This window comes from Shewanella sp. SM73 (assembly GCF_025653795.1).
In the GTDB taxonomy this organism is placed as follows: domain Bacteria; phylum Pseudomonadota; class Gammaproteobacteria; order Enterobacterales; family Shewanellaceae; genus Shewanella; species Shewanella oncorhynchi.
This window is the reverse complement of sequence record NZ_JAKKRY010000019.1, coordinates 30,985-49,077: the sequence shown is the minus strand read 5'-3', so window position 1 is coordinate 49,077 and position 18,093 is coordinate 30,985. Positions and strand designations below refer to the sequence as shown.

15 protein-coding genes and 1 pseudogene are annotated in these 18,093 nt (G+C 46.2%); 7 read left to right on the top strand and 9 right to left on the bottom strand.

All coding sequences use genetic code 11. The annotated features are described in order from the left end of the window. Positions 1-7: 7 nt before the first annotated feature. Entirely contained in the window at positions 8-1,996 is a 1,989-nt protein-coding gene (locus L5M51_RS20215) for an alpha/beta hydrolase family protein (RefSeq protein ID WP_263174342.1), read from the top strand. Between the two features lie 270 nt (positions 1,997-2,266). Then, positions 2,267-2,917, top strand: coding sequence for a GTP cyclohydrolase I FolE (folE, locus tag L5M51_RS20210; protein ID WP_006079864.1), 651 nt, complete (start codon positions 2,267-2,269; stop codon positions 2,915-2,917). A gap of 226 nt (positions 2,918-3,143) precedes the next feature. On the opposite strand, the gene pyrE is transcribed toward folE, so the two are convergent. Both pyrE and rph read right to left on the bottom strand, forming a co-directional pair. Next, positions 3,144-3,785: an orotate phosphoribosyltransferase gene (pyrE, locus tag L5M51_RS20205; RefSeq protein ID WP_006079863.1), complete on the bottom strand. Its 642-nt coding sequence runs from the start codon at positions 3,783-3,785 to the stop codon at positions 3,144-3,146. 163 nt (positions 3,786-3,948) lie between these two features. After that, positions 3,949-4,662, bottom strand: coding sequence for a ribonuclease PH (rph, locus tag L5M51_RS20200; RefSeq protein WP_006079862.1), 714 nt, complete (start codon positions 4,660-4,662; stop codon positions 3,949-3,951). A gap of 211 nt (positions 4,663-4,873) precedes the next feature. Between rph and L5M51_RS20195 the strand changes: the two genes are divergently transcribed. Continuing rightward, a complete protein-coding gene (locus L5M51_RS20195) occupies positions 4,874-5,737 on the top strand; it encodes a YicC/YloC family endoribonuclease (protein WP_263174341.1) in 864 nt (287 codons plus the stop codon). Between the two features lie 148 nt (positions 5,738-5,885). On the opposite strand, the gene yjjG is transcribed toward L5M51_RS20195, so the two are convergent. Further along, positions 5,886-6,566, bottom strand: a complete 681-nt coding sequence (yjjG, locus tag L5M51_RS20190; RefSeq protein ID WP_263174340.1) for a pyrimidine 5'-nucleotidase — start codon at positions 6,564-6,566, stop codon at positions 5,886-5,888. A gap of 295 nt (positions 6,567-6,861) precedes the next feature. Here yjjG and L5M51_RS20185 point away from each other — a divergent pair. Beyond that, positions 6,862-7,773, top strand: a pseudogene (locus tag L5M51_RS20185) (LysR substrate-binding domain-containing protein). Positions 7,774-7,914: 141 nt separating this feature from the next. On the opposite strand, the gene L5M51_RS20180 reads toward L5M51_RS20185, so the two are convergent. The 3 genes from L5M51_RS20180 to L5M51_RS20170 form a co-directional block, all read right to left on the bottom strand. Then, the gene (locus L5M51_RS20180) at positions 7,915-9,873 is read right to left on the bottom strand and encodes a DUF2075 domain-containing protein (protein WP_263174338.1); all 1,959 of its coding nucleotides are present in this window, start codon (positions 9,871-9,873) and stop codon (positions 7,915-7,917) included. Then, positions 9,870-10,100, bottom strand: a complete 231-nt coding sequence (locus tag L5M51_RS20175) for a helix-turn-helix domain-containing protein (protein WP_076497128.1) — start codon at positions 10,098-10,100, stop codon at positions 9,870-9,872. Before L5M51_RS20175 ends, L5M51_RS20180 begins: the two co-directional genes overlap by 4 nt. A 497-nt stretch (positions 10,101-10,597) precedes the next feature. After that, positions 10,598-11,719: a Fic family protein gene (locus tag L5M51_RS20170; RefSeq protein WP_263174337.1), complete on the bottom strand. Its 1,122-nt coding sequence runs from the start codon at positions 11,717-11,719 to the stop codon at positions 10,598-10,600. Between the two features lie 428 nt (positions 11,720-12,147). Between L5M51_RS20170 and L5M51_RS20165 the strand changes: the two genes are divergently transcribed. Then, complete coding sequence (locus L5M51_RS20165; RefSeq protein WP_263174336.1) at positions 12,148-12,981, top strand: sulfotransferase; 834 nt, start codon at positions 12,148-12,150, stop codon at positions 12,979-12,981. 48 nt (positions 12,982-13,029) lie between these two features. On the opposite strand, the gene L5M51_RS20160 is transcribed toward L5M51_RS20165, so the two are convergent. The 3 genes from L5M51_RS20160 to L5M51_RS20150 form a co-directional block, all read right to left on the bottom strand. Next, positions 13,030-14,094, bottom strand: a complete 1,065-nt coding sequence (locus L5M51_RS20160; protein ID WP_263174335.1) for a phosphotransferase enzyme family protein — start codon at positions 14,092-14,094, stop codon at positions 13,030-13,032. Further along, positions 14,087-14,959, bottom strand: coding sequence for an NTP transferase domain-containing protein (locus tag L5M51_RS20155; RefSeq protein ID WP_263174334.1), 873 nt, complete (start codon positions 14,957-14,959; stop codon positions 14,087-14,089). The genes L5M51_RS20160 and L5M51_RS20155 overlap by 8 nt, the downstream gene beginning before the upstream one ends. A gap of 166 nt (positions 14,960-15,125) precedes the next feature. Beyond that, the gene (locus L5M51_RS20150) at positions 15,126-16,838 is read right to left on the bottom strand and encodes a hypothetical protein (RefSeq protein ID WP_263174333.1); all 1,713 of its coding nucleotides are present in this window, start codon (positions 16,836-16,838) and stop codon (positions 15,126-15,128) included. A gap of 252 nt (positions 16,839-17,090) precedes the next feature. On the opposite strand from L5M51_RS20150, the gene gmk reads away from it, so the two are divergent. Both gmk and rpoZ read left to right on the top strand, forming a co-directional pair. After that, entirely contained in the window at positions 17,091-17,714 is a 624-nt protein-coding gene (gene gmk, locus L5M51_RS20145; protein ID WP_105251162.1) for a guanylate kinase, read from the top strand. A 58-nt stretch (positions 17,715-17,772) separates the two neighbouring features. After that, the gene (gene rpoZ, locus L5M51_RS20140) at positions 17,773-18,051 is read left to right on the top strand and encodes a DNA-directed RNA polymerase subunit omega (RefSeq protein ID WP_007651394.1); all 279 of its coding nucleotides are present in this window, start codon (positions 17,773-17,775) and stop codon (positions 18,049-18,051) included. Positions 18,052-18,093: the final 42 nt, after the last annotated feature.

The following is an 18,093-nucleotide window of genomic DNA, read 5'->3' as shown; positions in this document are numbered from 1 at the left end:
ATGTCAGATGAAACTCTTCCGATTAGCCATGTTGGCGACACTTTGCTTACCAATACTTCCAATATCCACCTTTGCAGCCAATAGCTCCAACGCGAATGCGTTATCGCAAGCACAATTATTCAGCAAAGGTGATGAGTACTCGGATGTAAAAATATCGCCTACTGGTAAATATTTAAGCGCTATCACAAGTGTCGAAGGTAAAAATGTTCTCTTAGTCTTAGATACCCAAACCAAAAAACTCCTCAATGCGATACGTTTTCCCGGTAATGCTCAAGTCGGCGACTATGAATGGGCCAATAGTGAGCGACTGGTACTGGCAAAAGAATACCTAAAAGGCTGGCAAGACACACCTATCTACTACGGTGAATTGATGGCGGTAAATGCCGATGGTTCACGAAAAGCGTATCTATTCGGCTTCGAGAGTGGCGAGCAACAAACAGGTTCAAATATCAAGAAAAACACACCTATGCGTGCGAGCGCGTTTATCCTCGATCCTCTGCCAGATGATGAACGCTACATGTTAGTCAATGCTATTCCATGGAATGATAGGATCAATCTTGACTTTGAACTATCACAAGATGTCTATCGCGTAGACTTGTTCAATGGCACACGTAAACGCATCACTGGCTCACCTATCGGCCGAGCCCGTTTTATGACAGACCATCAAGGTGAAGTCCGCTTCGTTGCCGGTGAGGACAAACAAAACATTACTAAAGTGTTCTACCGCAAAGACGGTAACTGGGTAAATACCGATAAACTAAATCTAGGTCTTGCTGATTTTAAACCACTCTCCTTTGCCGATGATAAAAATACGATTTATGCCGCGGGTCGCTCCCAAGGTGAAACCTTAGGAGTTTACAAAATTAATCTCGAAACGGGCGATAAAACTGAAATCATTCAGGATGAAAACGTTGACCCTAACAACTTTTGGATTAACGGCACCAATAAACAACTTTACGCAGTTGAGTTTGAAAATGGCTACCCAAGTTATGCCTTTGTCGATAATGAGGATTCGCACGCTAAATTGCTAAAAGATCTGCTTGGTGCTCTCCCCGGCCATCAAGTACGAATTGTTAGCGAAACCCGAGATGCAGAAAAACTCGTTGTACTTGCGTTTAACGATCGAAACCCTGGCGATTACTACATATTTGATACGAAAACACTAAAACTTGAATATCTAGCCGCCGCTAAAAAATGGCTCGACCCAGAGCAAATGGCTGATGTTAAACCCATCAGTTTCACCAGCCGTGATGGTAAACAACTCCATGGGTATCTAACGCTCCCCTTTGGTAAAGAAGCTAAAAACCTACCCTTAGTCGTCAATCCACACGGTGGTCCACACGGTATCCGTGACTGGTGGGGCTTTGACCCACAAAACCAATATCTAGCAAGCCAAGGCATAGCCGTTCTACAGGTCAACTTCCGTGGCTCAGGTGGATATGGCGATCAATTTGAACGCGCAGGCTATCAAAAATGGGGCTCAGATATTCAGCACGACATTATCGACGCAACCCAGTACGTTATTGACCAAGGTTTTGCCGATAAGGAACGCATCTGTATTGTTGGCGGCAGTTTTGGTGGGTACAGCGCCTTGCAGAGCGCTGTGCTTGCGCCAGATATGTTTAAATGCGCCATAGGTGTAGCTGGCGTATATGATCTTGAATTGATGTTTAATGAAGGCGATGTCGCCAACAGCCGTTCTGGTACTAGCTATCTCAAGGATGTGCTTGGCCAAGATAAAGCGGTACTTAAAGCAATGTCTCCTTCTGAAAACGTCGATAAACTCAAAGCAAACATACTATTGGTGCATGGTGGTGAAGATGAGCGAGCGCCAATTGAGCAACTCGAATCCCTCGAAAAAGCCCTAAAAGCTCACAATTATCCTTACCAAAAACTGGTGATGGACAATGAAGGCCACGGTTTTTATAACGATGAGCATAGAGCGAAGTACTATGAACAAATGCTCAGCTTCCTAAAAACCAATCTGAAACTTTAGAATTAACTCAAACTTGCCGACACTGCTAGGCTAAACTCGATTGACAGTGGCAAATTTAAAGCCGATATCCGATAAGGACTATCGGCTTTTTCATGTGGCCTATGCGCGTTTTTCGGTATGAATTGTCTGCAATTCGCGCTATCCTCCTCCCCCTATTCTTGCCCTAGCGAGAATAACAATAATTTGTATCTGATGCTGAACAGCCCAAGTACCACGCGATGATCAGCATAGGTTTTCTGTTATAGCCGCTACGACGTAGTGGAGGATAAGATGGCATTAAGTGAAGCAGCAGTAAAAGTACAAGCCGCGTTATTAGAACGTGGACTTGAAACCCCAATGCTCCCAAGCGTTTACAGCAGTGAAGAACGTAAAGACAAGATTGAACATCATATGAAAGAAATCCTGACATTAATGTCATTGGATCTATCAGACGATAGCCTTGCCGATACGCCGCGCCGCATTGCTAAAATGTACGTCGATGAAATCTTCTCCGGCTTAGATTATGCGAACTTCCCTAAGATCACGGTTATCGACAATAAGATGGGCTTCGATGAAATGGTGCGAGTGCAAGACATTAGCCTCACCAGTACCTGCGAACACCATTTAGTGACGATCGATGGCACTGCGACCATAGCTTATCTACCACGCAAAAAAATCATTGGTTTATCAAAGATTAATCGCATCGTGCGTTTCTTTGCCCAACGTCCACAAGTGCAAGAGCGTTTGACTCAGCAAGTGTTAGTCGCGCTGCAAACCTTGCTCGAAACCAAAGACGTTGCCGTTAAAATGGATGCCGTGCATTACTGTGTAAAATCCCGTGGCGTGATGGACTCCACCAGTTCGACCACTACCACAGCGCTGGGCGGCATTTTCAAATCTAACCCCGCGACCCGCGCCGAGTTTTTGCACCAGTCTAAATAAATGTATTGAAACTTAACGCTATTTAAAACGTGTCGAAATCAATAGCAATCAATACAACTCAATAAAAAAACGCTGCGATTCCTTCTATAGAATCGCAGCGTTTTTTGTTTTCATACCCACTCAATCAAACCTTTCTCAACCTAGCTAAGATCAATGCCGGCTGATTAACTGATTTCACCAAGCCAGCGATAGCCACTTGATCAATACCAGCCGCTAAGCGCTAGACTTAAATCCCGTATTGCTCGCGGTACTGGCTCACGGCGGCAAGTTGCACTTCCATCCCTGGTTTTTCAGACAAATAACTGATTAGGTCGGCGAGTTTAATAATTGCTACTATTCCGCAGCCAAAATCACGCTCAACTTCTTGGATGGCCGATAACTCGCCCTTGCCTTTCTCTTGCCTGTCTAAAGCAATCAACACACCCGCTAATTGTGCTTTATGGGCTTCGATGATTTCCATCGACTCACGAATCGCAGTACCCGCAGTGATCACATCGTCCACCAGCATCACGCGGCCTTTCAGCTCGCTACCGACTAAGCTGCCACCTTCACCGTGATCTTTTTTTTCTTTGCGATTAAAGCAGTAAGGAATGTCGATATCGTGATGCTCACATAGAGCAACCGCCGTAGTGGTCGCAATCGGAATGCCTTTGTAAGCAGGGCCAAACAGCAAGTCGTAATCAATACCAGAATCCACTAACGCAGCGGCATAAAAACGGCCCAGACGCGCTAAATCACGGCCAGTATTGAACAAACCCGCATTGAAGAAATAAGGACTGATACGGCCCGATTTAAGGGTAAATTCGCCAAATCGCAACACCTGACGTTCTAGGGCAAATTCAATAAACTCACGTTGATAAGCTTTCACAATATCTCCTTACGACTTTGTATTTTACTGGTTTTTTATTATGGGGAATTTTTATTCGGTACAGGGCTTGCTTTACACTAGCATCTTGCTGCAGATAAAAAGCTGCAGTTAATAAAAAGCCCAGCACTCTATAACATGACGGGGCTTTTTCATCACCACAATATTAGTTCAGTGCGGCTTTCTGCACATCGACGATTTCACGAATACTGTTCTTCGCCAATGCCAACAGTTCGAGTAATTCTTCGTGGCTGAATGGCTCGCCTTCGGCGGTGCCTTGAATTTCGATGATCTTGCCCGTTTCCGTCATCACCACGTTCATGTCCGTTTCGGCGGCGCTGTCTTCGATATATTCTAGATCGCTTATTGCTTCACCCTTGTAAATACCGACGCTGACAGCAGCGATAAGGAATTTCAGCGGGTTAGATTTAATGATGCCTTTACCACGCGCCCAGTTCAACGCATCCACTAAGGCCACACAGGCGCCAGTGATAGAGGCAGTGCGTGTGCCACCGTCAGCTTGGATCACATCACAGTCGATCACGATAGTGTTTTCGCCTAGGGCTTTCATATCCACACAGGCGCGTAGGGCACGACCGATAAGACGTTGAATTTCTTGCGTACGGCCAGATTGCTTACCGCGAGCGGCTTCACGATCCATACGGCTATGGGTCGAACGTGGCAACATGCCGTATTCAGCCGTTACCCAGCCTTGACCCTGACCTTTAAGGAAACGTGGCACACCTTCAGTAAAACTGGCGGTACAAAGCACTTTCGTTTCGCCAAATTCCACTAACACAGAACCTTCGGCATGGGCCGTAAACTGGCGAGTGATAGTGATGGGACGAGTTTGTGCTGGCGTTCTGTTACTTGGACGCATGCGAGATTCCTGTATTCTGAGTCATTGACCGATTTTGGCTGCATATTATAAGGGCTTGAGCCTTAGGATGCCATGCTTAGGGTGATTCTCTGGCAAACTCATCACACTCAAACGCCTAATCCCGGTCGCTATTGGCGGTATGCCTTTAATCCTAAAGCCATTGACTCTATAATCGCCTCTCATTATGACGATTACACCATTAGGACAACCCATGATCCAAAGCATGACAGCCTACGCTCGCATCGAGCACAAAGCACAATGGGGCACAGCCTCCTGGGAAATTCGCTCAGTCAATCAACGCTATCTCGAAACTTACCTACGTTTACCCGAGCAATTCCGCAGCTTCGAACCTGTACTGCGCGACCGTCTTCGTAAACGCTTAAACCGCGGCAAAGTTGAAGTCAATTTGCGCTACGAGCTGGCAGACAACAGCAATAACGAGCTGCAGTTGAATCAAGCGCTAGCAAAACAGCTCTTAGGCGCCGCCACTTGGCTCAAGCAAGAAGCGGGACAGGGCGATGTCAATCTTACCGACATCCTGCGCTGGCCGGGCGTGCTCGCGAGCGGTGAACAAGATATGGATGCCATCGGCGCCGATCTGATGACAGCCTTCGACTCAGCCATAGATCAATTCATCGAAGCCCGTGGCCGTGAAGGCGAAGCCATCAAAGACATGCTGTTAAGCCGCTTAGACGGCGTGAGCGAGCAAATCGCCATCGTACGCGAGCACATGCCTAATGTGATGCTGTATCAACGCGAAAAGCTCATCAACCGCCTTGCAGAAATCAAAGGTGAACTCGACCCCGCCCGTATCGAGCAAGAAATGGTGCTTCTGGCTCAGAAACAAGATGTCGCCGAAGAAATGGACAGACTCGAAGCCCATGTGGCCGAAGCTCGCCGCATCCTCAAAAAAGGCGGCAGCGAAGGTCGCCGTTTAGATTTTATGATGCAAGAATTCAACCGCGAATCGAACACACTCGCCTCTAAATCCATCAGCACTGAAATCACCTCAGCCGCAGTTGAACTTAAGGTGCTGATTGAGCAAATGCGCGAGCAGATCCAAAACGTTGAGTAATGATAGTTAACGCGTTTTAGATACCAAAAAGCCCTTAATGTAAGGGCTTTTTGTATTTTATGACACTGAGGGAGTATCAGTTAAAACACTCACTTTGAGTCACTAATATCAAGTGCGAAGTGCTGAGCTAGACTCAGTGAACAATTATTTACGGTAACAGGATTTTTTGCAGCTCTTGGTGCGAGCTCACTTGATAGTGCGGGGCGATACCGGCGGGTACACCGTGGCCGTGGACGTTATACCAACAAGTATGAATACCTGCATTGATACCGCCTTGAATATCTGAATGCGGGTTATCACCGACCATGAGCACAGCATCGCGCTCAGGATGACCCATGAGTTCGAAAGCATGTTCGAAGATGCCCACATCAGGTTTGGCTATGCCGACTTTTTCTGAAATCACTAAAATATCAAAATGATGCTGTAAGCCTGTACGCTCTAATCGCACGGTTTGTAGCTCAGTGAAACCGTTAGTGATGATGCCTAATTTAGCCTTACCTTGGAGCGCGGCTAATAACTCGCGGGCACCGGGTAGCGGCGAACAAATTTCGGCCATTGCCGATAAAAAGGCACTATTGAGCGTCATCGCCGTGACAGATAATTTGGCAGCCCAAGGCTCGAAACGTATGGTCTGCAACTCAGCGGCAGTTATCTTGCCATCTTGATAATCGACCCAAAGTGGTTTGTTAACTAACTGATACTCATCAAAATCGGCTTGGGTAAAATCGACCCCAAACTCACTAAACATCAATTTAAGCCCTTTTAAGGCATCGAAATAAAATAGGGTTTCATCGGCATCGAACAAAATCCATTGGTAAGGCAAGGACATAGGAACTCTCTTTCTGACAAAATAGCTAAGACCCATCCCATGCCGTTCAGTGGCATCGAGAATGGTACATCGGCGATTGCGGCAACACTGTGGCTAACTACCTAGCAGTAATCAAGATAAGCGATAAACATGAGCGATGAGCGCCAAAATAACTAGGCTTCACAGTCGACACCCGCAATCAGCAAGTGCATTAGTCTACCTTGCATCAAGGGCGATGATAACCACGATAATAAAAACTGACTGTTGAGGTATCATCAACAATAATGGCAGGGGAACGCGATAATCTAAGGACACCATGGAGCACTTTTCGGCATTACCTATCTTTGTCACGGTCGTGGAATGCGGTAGCTTTTCGCTTGCAAGTCAAAAGCTTGGACTGAGTAAATCGGCGGTGAGTAAACGCATTACCCTATTAGAACAAAGTCTGGGTATTCAACTTTTGCACCGTACCACTCGCAGCTTAAGTCTTACCGAAGCGGGCGCCCGCTATTTTGACTATGTTCGTCCTGCCGTTAAACTCGCAGAGGAAGGGTTAGACGCCATTTCTGAGCTACAACAAGCGCCTCAGGGCAATCTTCGCATCGCAGTTCCTATGGTATTTGGCCGCTTGCATATCGCCCCTTTAATCCCCGAGTTTCTGCGCCGTTACCCGAAAATACAGCTGCAAATGCAGATGGATGATAAGACAACCGATTTAATTGCTGGCGGATTCGATCTGGTAATTCGTATAGGCGAGCTACCAGATTCAAGCCTTATTGCCCGTAAAATCGCCCCTTGTTTAAGTGTCATTTGCGCCTCACCCGAATATCTTGCTCGCCACGCTGCAACACAAACGCCGCAGCAATTAAGCCAACATAACTGTTTGTTCTACTAATATTTTCGTGATGGTGTTGAATGGACCTTCTTAAGCCCGCAGGGCCCCACTCGTATCCAGCCGAACGGTAACTATCAAGTCAACAATAGTGATGCTATCCACCAAGCCACACTCGATGGTTTAGGCATAGCCAACCTGCCGCGTTTCATGGTCGACGCCGACTTACAAGCTGGCCGCCTACAAGCCTTGCTCACAGATCATCCCCTCCCCGAACATGGCATTTATGCAGTTTATCCACAGCGAAAACATTTGCCGACTAAGGTGAGTGTATTGATTGAGTTTTTGATGGAGAAGCTGGCGAGTTCAGATAAGTTTCAGCTTGTAAGCGACTAAGAATTACATCCCTACTTTACCCATATGTTGAATGAGAGATATGCTCGATACCTGTAAAAGCGGAGCAACTCTATCTATCCAATGGGTAAAGTTGATATTGCAAATAGGATAATAAAGTTAGTTCGTGTCTCACTCAAAAGTTCAAATCTCTTCGATTCCACACGCTTTTAGAAATTGATAAGTCGAATCATAAAAAGCCGGTTTTCTAGTAATATCTAACTCATCGCCTTTAGGGACGAAAATCACCATTCCTTGCCTCGCTCGCGTCAGTAAGACTCGATAGGCATTTTCAAGATACCTGCATTTTTCTTCCCGTTGTCGTTGTTCCCAGCTTGAGCCTCGAAACTGCATATGCTCAAAACCTGCATGACCGAATCTAAAATCAGCCTCCCAAGCAACCAAACACCAATCAAGCTCAAGCCCTTGAACATCAAACTCTGTGGCGACATCTTCAAGAAAATGTGAAGAACGAATATCCTCTATCGGCCCCAAAAACCAATCTTTATGCTCAATTTTGTTTTTAACGAAAATGCCTTCAGCTTTTAATCGAATACCATTTGACGAGGCTAGCATTCCCATTGTTTCAGTCCCACGCACTTGAGATTTTATCCAACATTTAGCAGCCTTTAAGTCTCGGGTAACTTTAATTGTATATTTTTGCTTAAAAGTCGCCATAACATTCAAAGCCATGCCACTGTTACCATTAACTAAATGGTGGATAAAATTTGACAACTTTTCGGCTCGAAATGAACGCATCGATGTCGCCAAATGTAAACAAGGTAACAAAGTACCTTTTGAAAAGTCGCGAGTCGTTAAACCCGTAGACACATACTCACCATTAAGTAAATCCGTAGAATAATAAGCATCCCAGTGAGTAAATCGGTTGCCAAGTGCATCCAACCATCCAAAAAGCCCAACCTCGCCGGTGTTGATTTCTTGTCCACCGCCGATCAACGCAATAATTACAGCCCAATCTTCATGGCGGTCCATCACTTCGATAAGATATTCTGGCTCAGACTTATTGAATCCAGCTTGATTACGCTTGGTCTGCATGAATTTGCTAGTCTGCTCAACATTCCAAGCACGCTGAGCTTCGTCAAAGATAGCTACTTGCTCTACTGGGGGTTTGTTCGATGTAAGCGAGTCATCCCTAAACTTATGGATATTCTGAATAAATTGCTCAGTATGTCGTCGACAATCGCCAATTTTCTCTTTAGTGCGATCACGTCTATCTCGCGCCAGAGCTTCTTGCAAAACAGAGACTAAAGGGCCATTTCCGCTTAAAAATACGGCATATTCCTTTTCGTCAGCATTAGAATGCGCACTCGCAATATTAAGCCCTACAAGGGTTTTGCCCGCACCCGGAACGCCGGTAACGAAACAAATGATTTTTCGCTTATTGATCCGAGCATTGTGAATCAACTGAAGTAATTGCTGGCTCGTTTGTCCAAGATTTTGAGTGTCGGCTTCACTACGAGCAATATCTTCGACTTTATGCTGCGCATATAGCGCTTGCGCCGCTTCGATAATAGTTGGTGTTGGCAAATAACCAGAATCAGCCCACAAGTTTGAATCAAAAGTAGGTTGATTCAACCGCTCAGCAATTAGGCGCATTCTTGAAAACAATTCACCGGGTGAAATACACAAGGTAGAAGCAACATTATCGCCTGCGAATACTGGATCTTTCGATTGGCTCGTCGCTTTGGTGGCGACAAGCAGAGGGACTAGATATTTATCATGACTACCGCGATGAAAGTTCTTTAAATCTAAGGCATATCCATGAGTTTGCCTCATATCTGCAGCGGTAAATACTTTTGCGCCAACTTTAAACTCTACAATAAAAACAATTCCTTTAAATATCATGACGACATCCGCACGTCGTCCCATTCGTGGGATCATAAACTCAATGAAAATATGCCCTTCTCGCTCAACGCTCTCGGCCAAGGAGCGTTTGAGAACTTCAATTTCAGCACACCAAGCACGAGTTTGTGCATGCAATAAATGCTGAGTATGGAAACGTGATATCTGCCCGGTAATCGCATCGGGCTCAGCAGATAGAAAATCTTTAAAACTCGCCGAATAAAATGCTCGTTGAGTCATAATGATCCCTCAACGGTAAAATCAAGAAGTTGTTTCGCCGGAATATCTAAAGCACTGGCAAGCTTAAAAAGATTAATCAAACTAACATTGCGTTGCCCACGTTCAATGCCGCTGACATAGGTTCTGTCCATGTCAGCTTTTAATGCAAGCTGCTCCTGAGAAAAAGATCTCTCAAGTCGCAAACTTTTTAGATGAGTACCGAATGAGGTAAGCAAATGATCTTCCATGAATAATCCTTTGAAGAGTTTTCATGATGATCTTTACTTGTAGACAATACGTCTACGGACTATGAGTCACATTAAATGCCTAGCACTTAATGATTTGGACATAACATCGCACAGGGTAATCACTCACAAAATGCAAAATGATTGTTGCCGCTGATTACATTTAGACGGCAAATTCCGCAATCTACTTACCAACCACTCGGCAATAAGTACCTTGTACTTCGGCCGCCGACGTCGGCTTTGAGCCAGTATCTATCTCAAATTTCTATTAAGCGATTGGTTCTACTGGCTAACAGATATGCGCGAAGGCTAGCAGGATTAGGCACTAACATGGAAGTGACCATCCGTGACAGGACGTCACGGTTGAGCATCCTGGGACTTGAACATTCCCTATTTAACTGCCTGTTCGCCTTCCATGGCTCTCGTTCATAAACTTAGAAACCCTAGGTTTCTATTCACCGAGTCACTGGAATGCAAGTGCTTGATAACATACCTAACCTTTATCGTTTCATACTGAGTGGCAATAAGTATCTGGTACTTCGGCCACCGGCGTCGGCTTTAACTAAAAAGTGCTGTTCAACCATTTGCGCAAGATGACGGGTGGCGGTGGCGCGACTCACCTTAGCGACTTTTTGATACTGGCTACTATTAATCTCTAGTTCAAAATCGCCGTCTAACATGCGATTGAGTACTTTGGCTTGCTCTTGATTCAATAAAGATTGGTCGACACTTTGCCAATACTGAGTTTTCGACAGCGTTCTACTCACATCTGCCATCGCATTGAGTAAGCAATCATTGAGGGTTTCAAAAAACCAGACTAACCAAGGAGTAATATCTACATCGCCCCTTTGAGTGGACTCTAAAATATCATAGTAGCTTTGGCGACGGGCAAGAATACTGACCGACATAGCGTAAAAACGAATCGAGCGTTTTTCCGCTTGTGCCAAGGCCAAATCGGTCAATAGGCGAGTGATGCGCCCATTGCCATCATCAAGCGGATGCAGCGTCACAAACCAAAGGTGAGTTATCGCCGCGCGGATAAGCGGATCTAAAACCTGCGCTTGCCGTGATGCATTAAACCATTCGATAAACTGCGAGAGTTCAGCATCCAATGACACTCTAGAGGGTGCCTCAAAATGTACTGTTGGTTTATCAATGCGGCCAGAGACAACCTGCATAGGTGTATCGCCACGCAGCGCTCCGCCAATAACAGGGTTAAACAGCGTATAACCCTGGGGAAATAACTGTTTATGCCAACCTAATATCCGCTCAAGGGTTAACTCTGTATCTAAATTTTTTAAGGCATCGAGCATAATGTCAGCCAAACCATCGGTTTGTGCTGTTGTCGGATACGGTTTATCTTCAGTCACACCGAGTTTTTTAGCTAAGGATGAGCGTACCGAAGCCGCATTGAGCTTTTCACCTTCGATCGCACTGGAATGGATAATGTTAGCGAGTAAGGTGTCGAGTGCAGCGTCTGAAGTTAATAAGCTATCGTCGTGACTTAGCATTTGCTTGCCAAGCAACTGGCCCTGATTGAAATAGACCTGACGCAGCAAGGCATCAATGCTGCTGGTGTTCCAATGAAACTTAGGCCAATCGGCTTGCTGCCAAATCCACATATCTACCCCATGAGTCAAATAACAAGCCTATTCTACTCACATAATGAGGCGATTAACAAACCTATTCGCCTCACTTTATGAGTCGAATAGCACTAATAATCGCCTCATCAATACCAACATGGCTATGCAATACAGGGAAATGAGCCTTGTTGGTAATCCGGGAGCTCGTTTCTAAGCCTTGCGGTCAGCCACTTGCTATTATTGTGCAGCTACAGTGCAGCTATCATACAACTTAGTGGCGCCTTTACTGTGGTGCATTGGCGTTGCGCGTGACTTTTATGTATAGCCACCGACAAATATGTATAGCCACCGACAAAGCCTTCGCGCTGAGATATAATGCCGCCGCTGATTTGACACGCCAATGTGAAACGCCGAGGTGATAACCTACGGCTTTACCGCACCGCTGACACACATTCTGAGCCTAACCTATGCCTGATAACGCCAACAATTCACCAACCTCTACTCACGTACAATGTACTGCTAATGCACAGCGTATCGGCAATGTTCAACCTACTGGTAATTCACAGATTGCTACGCCAGATGCAATGTATCCAGTCCAGTCGAATGCGCTCAGTAACGAACAGATAAAGGTAAAAAAGCAGAAGGTCTTTATCATAGGTTTGCCACGTACGGGCACCACGAGTGTGAGTGTGGCGCTGTTGGAGCAAGGGCTAAAAGTGGCGCACATGGCCTTTACTAAGCAGGCGTTTATGCTGGCCGATGCAGTGTCTGACACGCCTTGTTTCAGCGATTATCAGCAGTTGGATTTATTATTTCCCGAGGCTGTGTTTGTCTATCTCGACCGCGATATCAATACTTGGTTGCCTTCGATGCAGATGTTACTTGGTAAAATGGCGCCCCATTTGGATGAAAAAACAGGCCGCTTCCATCCAATATTAAAGCGCAGTTTTAGGCATACTTTCGCCATAGATAAAGTGGCGGAACCTGCCAGCAGTGAGCACTTAATTGCTTGTTATCAAAAGCATCAGCAAGAAGTGTTCGCTTACTTTAGTGGGCGGGAAGACTTTATTTCAATTGATGTTAGCCATGCGGGGAGCTTGAGTCAGTTACTGCAATTTTTGGGAATGGAAGCAAACGCGGAGAATAGCGATGTTACATTAGGTTTAAGCGAGCCACTGAGTTTCCCTAAACTTAACGTGGGCCGCAACGTGGCAAGTTGGGGCGAATATAAACACCCCAACAAGGTCAACACCAATAGCGCAGGCCCACAAAGCCGTAAATTTTTCGACTACACGCTTTAACATTGGATCAGTACACAGATACCAATACACAGATATCCAAGCGCTGAATTAGAAATTAGCTTTAAGCACAGTCTCTTGGTCGAGCAAGCTTTGGTACAAGGTAAACTGGTTGGCCGCGCGGTCTAAATTATGGCCTTCGCGGTGGATGTGGAAATACACATCACCGTTAAGATAATCCGTTAAAAAACGCACACCTATCATCAAACAAATCACCCGAGCACCGAGCCACAGACTGCGCTTTTCGTCTTCCGTTAAAACGTCACCCAACTCGCTCAAGTAGCCACGGCAAATCGCGGCGAAGATATCTTGGCGCACTTGGACTTTATCCAAGGCCGTAGAGTCTTCCTCCTCTGGCGAGCAGAAAGTACGGACCATGTCGCCAAAGTCATACATAAGATGACCTTTCATGCAGGTATCTAAATCGATAATCGCCATGCTGGACATGTCACGTTTATCAAAAAGCATGTTATTGATTTTAGTGTCGTTATGACAAATTCGTAGCGGCAGCTTTGGTGATATTTCTGCAAGTTCATCTAGCAAAGCCTGCTGAGATAACGCGTAATCGACCCAATGACGGCAGAGCGCTAAGCGATGTTGACTATCGAGTTCAGCGGCCTGCTTTAGTAAGGCCATGCGTCCCGGTAAATGGTGAAATTGAGGGATCACATCTTCAAGCTCTGTCGCATCAAAATCACTTAAGGCAGAGGCAAAATGCCCAAAGGCCTTGGCCGCCATTTCCGCTTCTTGTTCCGACTTAACCACTTCAATGCTGAGACTATGGGGCAAGTAACTGATCGCACGCCAAAATCCTTGCTCGCCTAAATCGATAGCCAGCTCACCCTCTTGGGTTAAACATGGGCTAACGACTTTAAGGCCGTATTGTTGCTGTAATGACTTAGCGCATAAATGATGGCTAATTTTATAGGCATTGCAGACCAAAGCGTTGGGTGTTTTAAATACCTCAGTGTTAATTCGCTGCAATACCAATTCGCCCGCAGGCCAGCGCACTAAAAGGGTGTCATTGATGTGGCCATTACCGAGGGCAGAAATTTTCGCCTCGGCAGATTCAATACCAAAATGAGGCAACACTGACTGCCTGATGAGTTTAATCACTCAATAACTCCGTTAATTTTTGTTTTACCCAGACAGTGTCCTGCGGATAAGTCACGCCAAGCCATGGCTCACAGGCAACATCGACATAGACAGGCAAACCTTGCTCAATTCCCACTTGTACTATGGCGGGTAAATAGCATTCAGACTTAGGTTGTTGACCCTGTTGCCCGATAAATTCGGTTAATTCACGTTTAATAACATCAAATATGTTTGGGGAGAAGCCCCAGCATGTCATAGAGACCAAGGACTGCGCCGGCAAATTAGCATGACCCTGCGGGCCATCACCCATTAAGTGGCCTGCTTGCTCGGCGATATTAAGCCATTCGGCGACCGATTTAAGCTGACCATTTTCAACCTGACACAAACCACGGTTAACACCACCGTGTTCCGACAATGTGAGTTCTATGGGATAGGCCACCATCATCCACTCGGTTGGCCTAGTGCTTAAGCCTTTGGCTAAGGAAGCAAAAGCGCTATCACCATAAAAATCATCGGCATTGATAACGGCCATTGGCTCTTTAACAAGATGGCGCGCACTCCAGAGTGCATGGGCCGTCCCCCAAGGTTTAAGCCTGTGGCTAAGATCCGCCAACTGCGCCGCTTCGGGTAAATCCGTTAAGACTTGATAGCAAAAATGATATTCAAAATCGGCTGGCAAAAATCGTGTCAGGATCTCAGTTAATTCACTTTCTAATTCTGGGCGGATCACCAGCACAGCACGCTGAAAACCACTGCGAATGGCCGACATGATTGATAGCACCAACATGGGTTCACCCGCGGGGCCGAGTGCCGCCAATTGCTTATCGCCGCCGAAACGACTACCTAGCCCCGCAGCCATAATGACTAAGGTCAATTCTGTATTCATGCTGGATTGATATATTCAGTTCAAATTTAAAGGTGTTCCCCCAAACCGCAGCGACCTAAACAACCTAAAGTACGGTTTGAGAAAAAGAGGAGCAAAAGTGTAATCTACCCCTCTAATTGTGACTAGCATTTAAGCAGAATTTTTATCGACTTAGCTGCAGACTTTTTTAACGAGCAATATAATCGCCAAAGGTGCGATTTTGTTCCAATATCGCTTGGCTGCCCTTAAGACTGAACTTATAACCACACAGGCTAATATTACCTCGACGGGCGAGATCAATAATGATGGCCTGAGTATCGAGTGGCGAGAATCGTGCCTCTGAAGCGGAATCCGCTTTCAGATCCACAGTCACAGGGCGATAGTCAGTGCCATTGTTAAAGGATAAGACGCTGCAAGTTTTATCTCCCTTTGCCGTCGCTAAGGACCACAGGTTTTGTGCTTTACCTTTCTCACCGAGCCAACGCATGATCAAGATGTCATCCTCCAGCGCCACAGAAAAACCGTCCGGTAACGCGAGCGTCACCCGCTCACCCGCATAGGGCGCAATCGCGTTAACTGTGACAACTTCTGCACCATCACCCGTTTCTGCGTCGCCATTTGGCCAAAGGCCCCACACCAAGGCAATCAAGAGCACCACGCCACAGCCAATTCCTGCTGGGCGCCAATAACGGCGTTCCACTTTCGGCAGTTTAATCTTAGGCAACACCAAGAAACGCTTTAGTGGCGCCAAAAACTCAAATAAACCGCGAAATAGCTCAGTCATCGAACCAGAATCTTTTGCTTCGGCGCGGCGCTGACGCACTTCTTCGGCATGATCTCTATCGTTAAAGCTGTCAGGCTCGTCATCTTCTTCGGCGGTAAAACGCCAACCGGGTTCAGCACTACGCTCGGCAGGATCTAATTGCGCCGCAGTAAAGTCGACATGTTTCAAATCAACATTGTCCACATCGACATCGACCAACTCAATGTGGGTCTGTTCAACGCGGCTAGTATTAGCAGGACGGAAATCTGCATGGCTGTCTGGTATCACAAAATCGGCAGGATTCTGCGTCATTCGAGTTAACGCATCAAAGCGCAGCTCATCTTGACGCAACGCCTCTCGCTCTGCCTCCGCCGCGCTAACACTCGGCTCAACCCTCGGCGATGTTAAAACAGATTCAACATGGGTAGACAAATCGACCTCTGGCTCAGACACAGTCTCAGCACTAATGGTTTGGGCATGAAGCTGATCAACATGCGGCTCATGCCTTTCAGCTTGAGGTTGTGCTTGAATATGAGAGGTAGATTTTGCCGATTGTCTTACGGCAACGTCTTGAGCAACAATAGGTTTAGGGTCAATGATGTTAGGATCTATGGCAGTTTTAGATGCCATGGCTTTAGGGTCTATAGTTTTAGGATCTACGATTTTAGGATCTATGGTTTTAGGTGCGATGGTTTTAGGAACGATAGTCGGTTCCACACGGCGCCTAGGCATTGCCTGTGATGTTGGTGCATCCAGCTCAGGACCGAAATAACCGTAGCGATAATCCACTATCGTTGGTGCAGGAAAGCGCCAGCCCCAAAATGTCAGTCCCGCGGCTAACACTAAACTCAATACAATTAAGACAATATGCACACCGGCCGCTAACAGGCCGATGAAAATTATTAACGGCAATAGAAATACGCCAATCAAGCCTTTTGACTTATCGGCATCGGCCAAACGACGCAAACTGGTGAGCCCTAATAAAGGTAGACCCAACAATGCCAGCAAATACATCAGAAAATTAGCCCCAAAAGCAGCGGCTGCAAATGCAATACAGACATAAACGCCAACACTGATTGCGACAAAACGGGGACGAGAATCACGCCCGTGAAGGCAGAAAAGAGATTTTAACAGCACGACCCTTCCTTTATTGTTGTAAAAACGAGATACAAAAAGACACTCATTGCCTTATTCGCACGAGCGTAACCAATTTACCCGCAATTGTCAGTGCCTACGACCCAAGTCGGATAAAAATGCACATAATATCGAAGTAAATCTAAAATAGGCTTAAATTGCCAGCCAACAAGCCCTAGTATTTCTATGGTCAAAATCGGTATAATACTCGGCTTTCTGGGCCCTTCTTGCGTTAACCCATTGGATATTTAGCTCATGACCGCACGCGGAAATTTATTTATTGTGTCGGCGCCAAGTGGCGCAGGTAAATCCTCGTTGATTTCAGCCTTGCTTAAAGACAAGCCAGCCGACATGCAGGTTTCAGTATCTCATACCACCCGCGCACCACGCCCAGGTGAAGTTGATGGTCAACACTATCACTTCGTTAATGTTGAGCAATTCAAAGCCTTAATTGCTGAAAATGCCTTTTTTGAATGGGCAGAAGTGTTCGGCAATTATTATGGTACCTCGCGCCATGTGATCGAGCATACGCTCACCCAAGGTATCGATGTTTTCCTCGATATCGACTGGCAAGGTGCCGAACAAGTTAAAGCCGTGATGCCAGAGGCCGTTGGTGTGTTTATTCTACCACCCTCTAAAGCCGAGCTAGAGCGCCGCCTCACAGGTCGCGGACAAGACAGTAGCGATGTTATCGCCAGCCGTATGGCACAAGCCGTATCGGAAATGTCCCACTATAAAGAATATGATTTTATTATCGTCAACGACGATTTTGACACTGCCTTAGCCGATTTGCGTGCCATCATTCGCAGTCAGCGCTTAACAGGTGCTAGTCAGATCCACGCGCAAAATGATATGCTTCACGATCTGTTGGCAGGATAGCTGTCATAGTGTACAATTTTGCGTCATTTTTTCCCTAGATAAACTGGAGTTTCAACACATGGCTCGCGTAACTGTAGAAGACGCCGTAGAACAAATCGGCAACCGTTTTGATATGATCTTGGTTGCGGCGCGTCGTGCTCGCCAAATCGCCGTGCAGGGTAAAGACCCTATGGTTGAAGAGATGAACGACAAACCCACGGTTATCGCCCTGCGTGAAATCGAACTAGGTTTAGTTAATGCTCACACCTTAGATGCCGATGAGCGTCAAACGGTGCGTGAACGTGAAGCCGCTGAAATTGCAGCGGTTGCAGCCATTGCTGAAGGTCGTTCATTATAGTTTTTGAGTAAAAACCTATTTAGGTAAAAGGAGAGCTGCCAC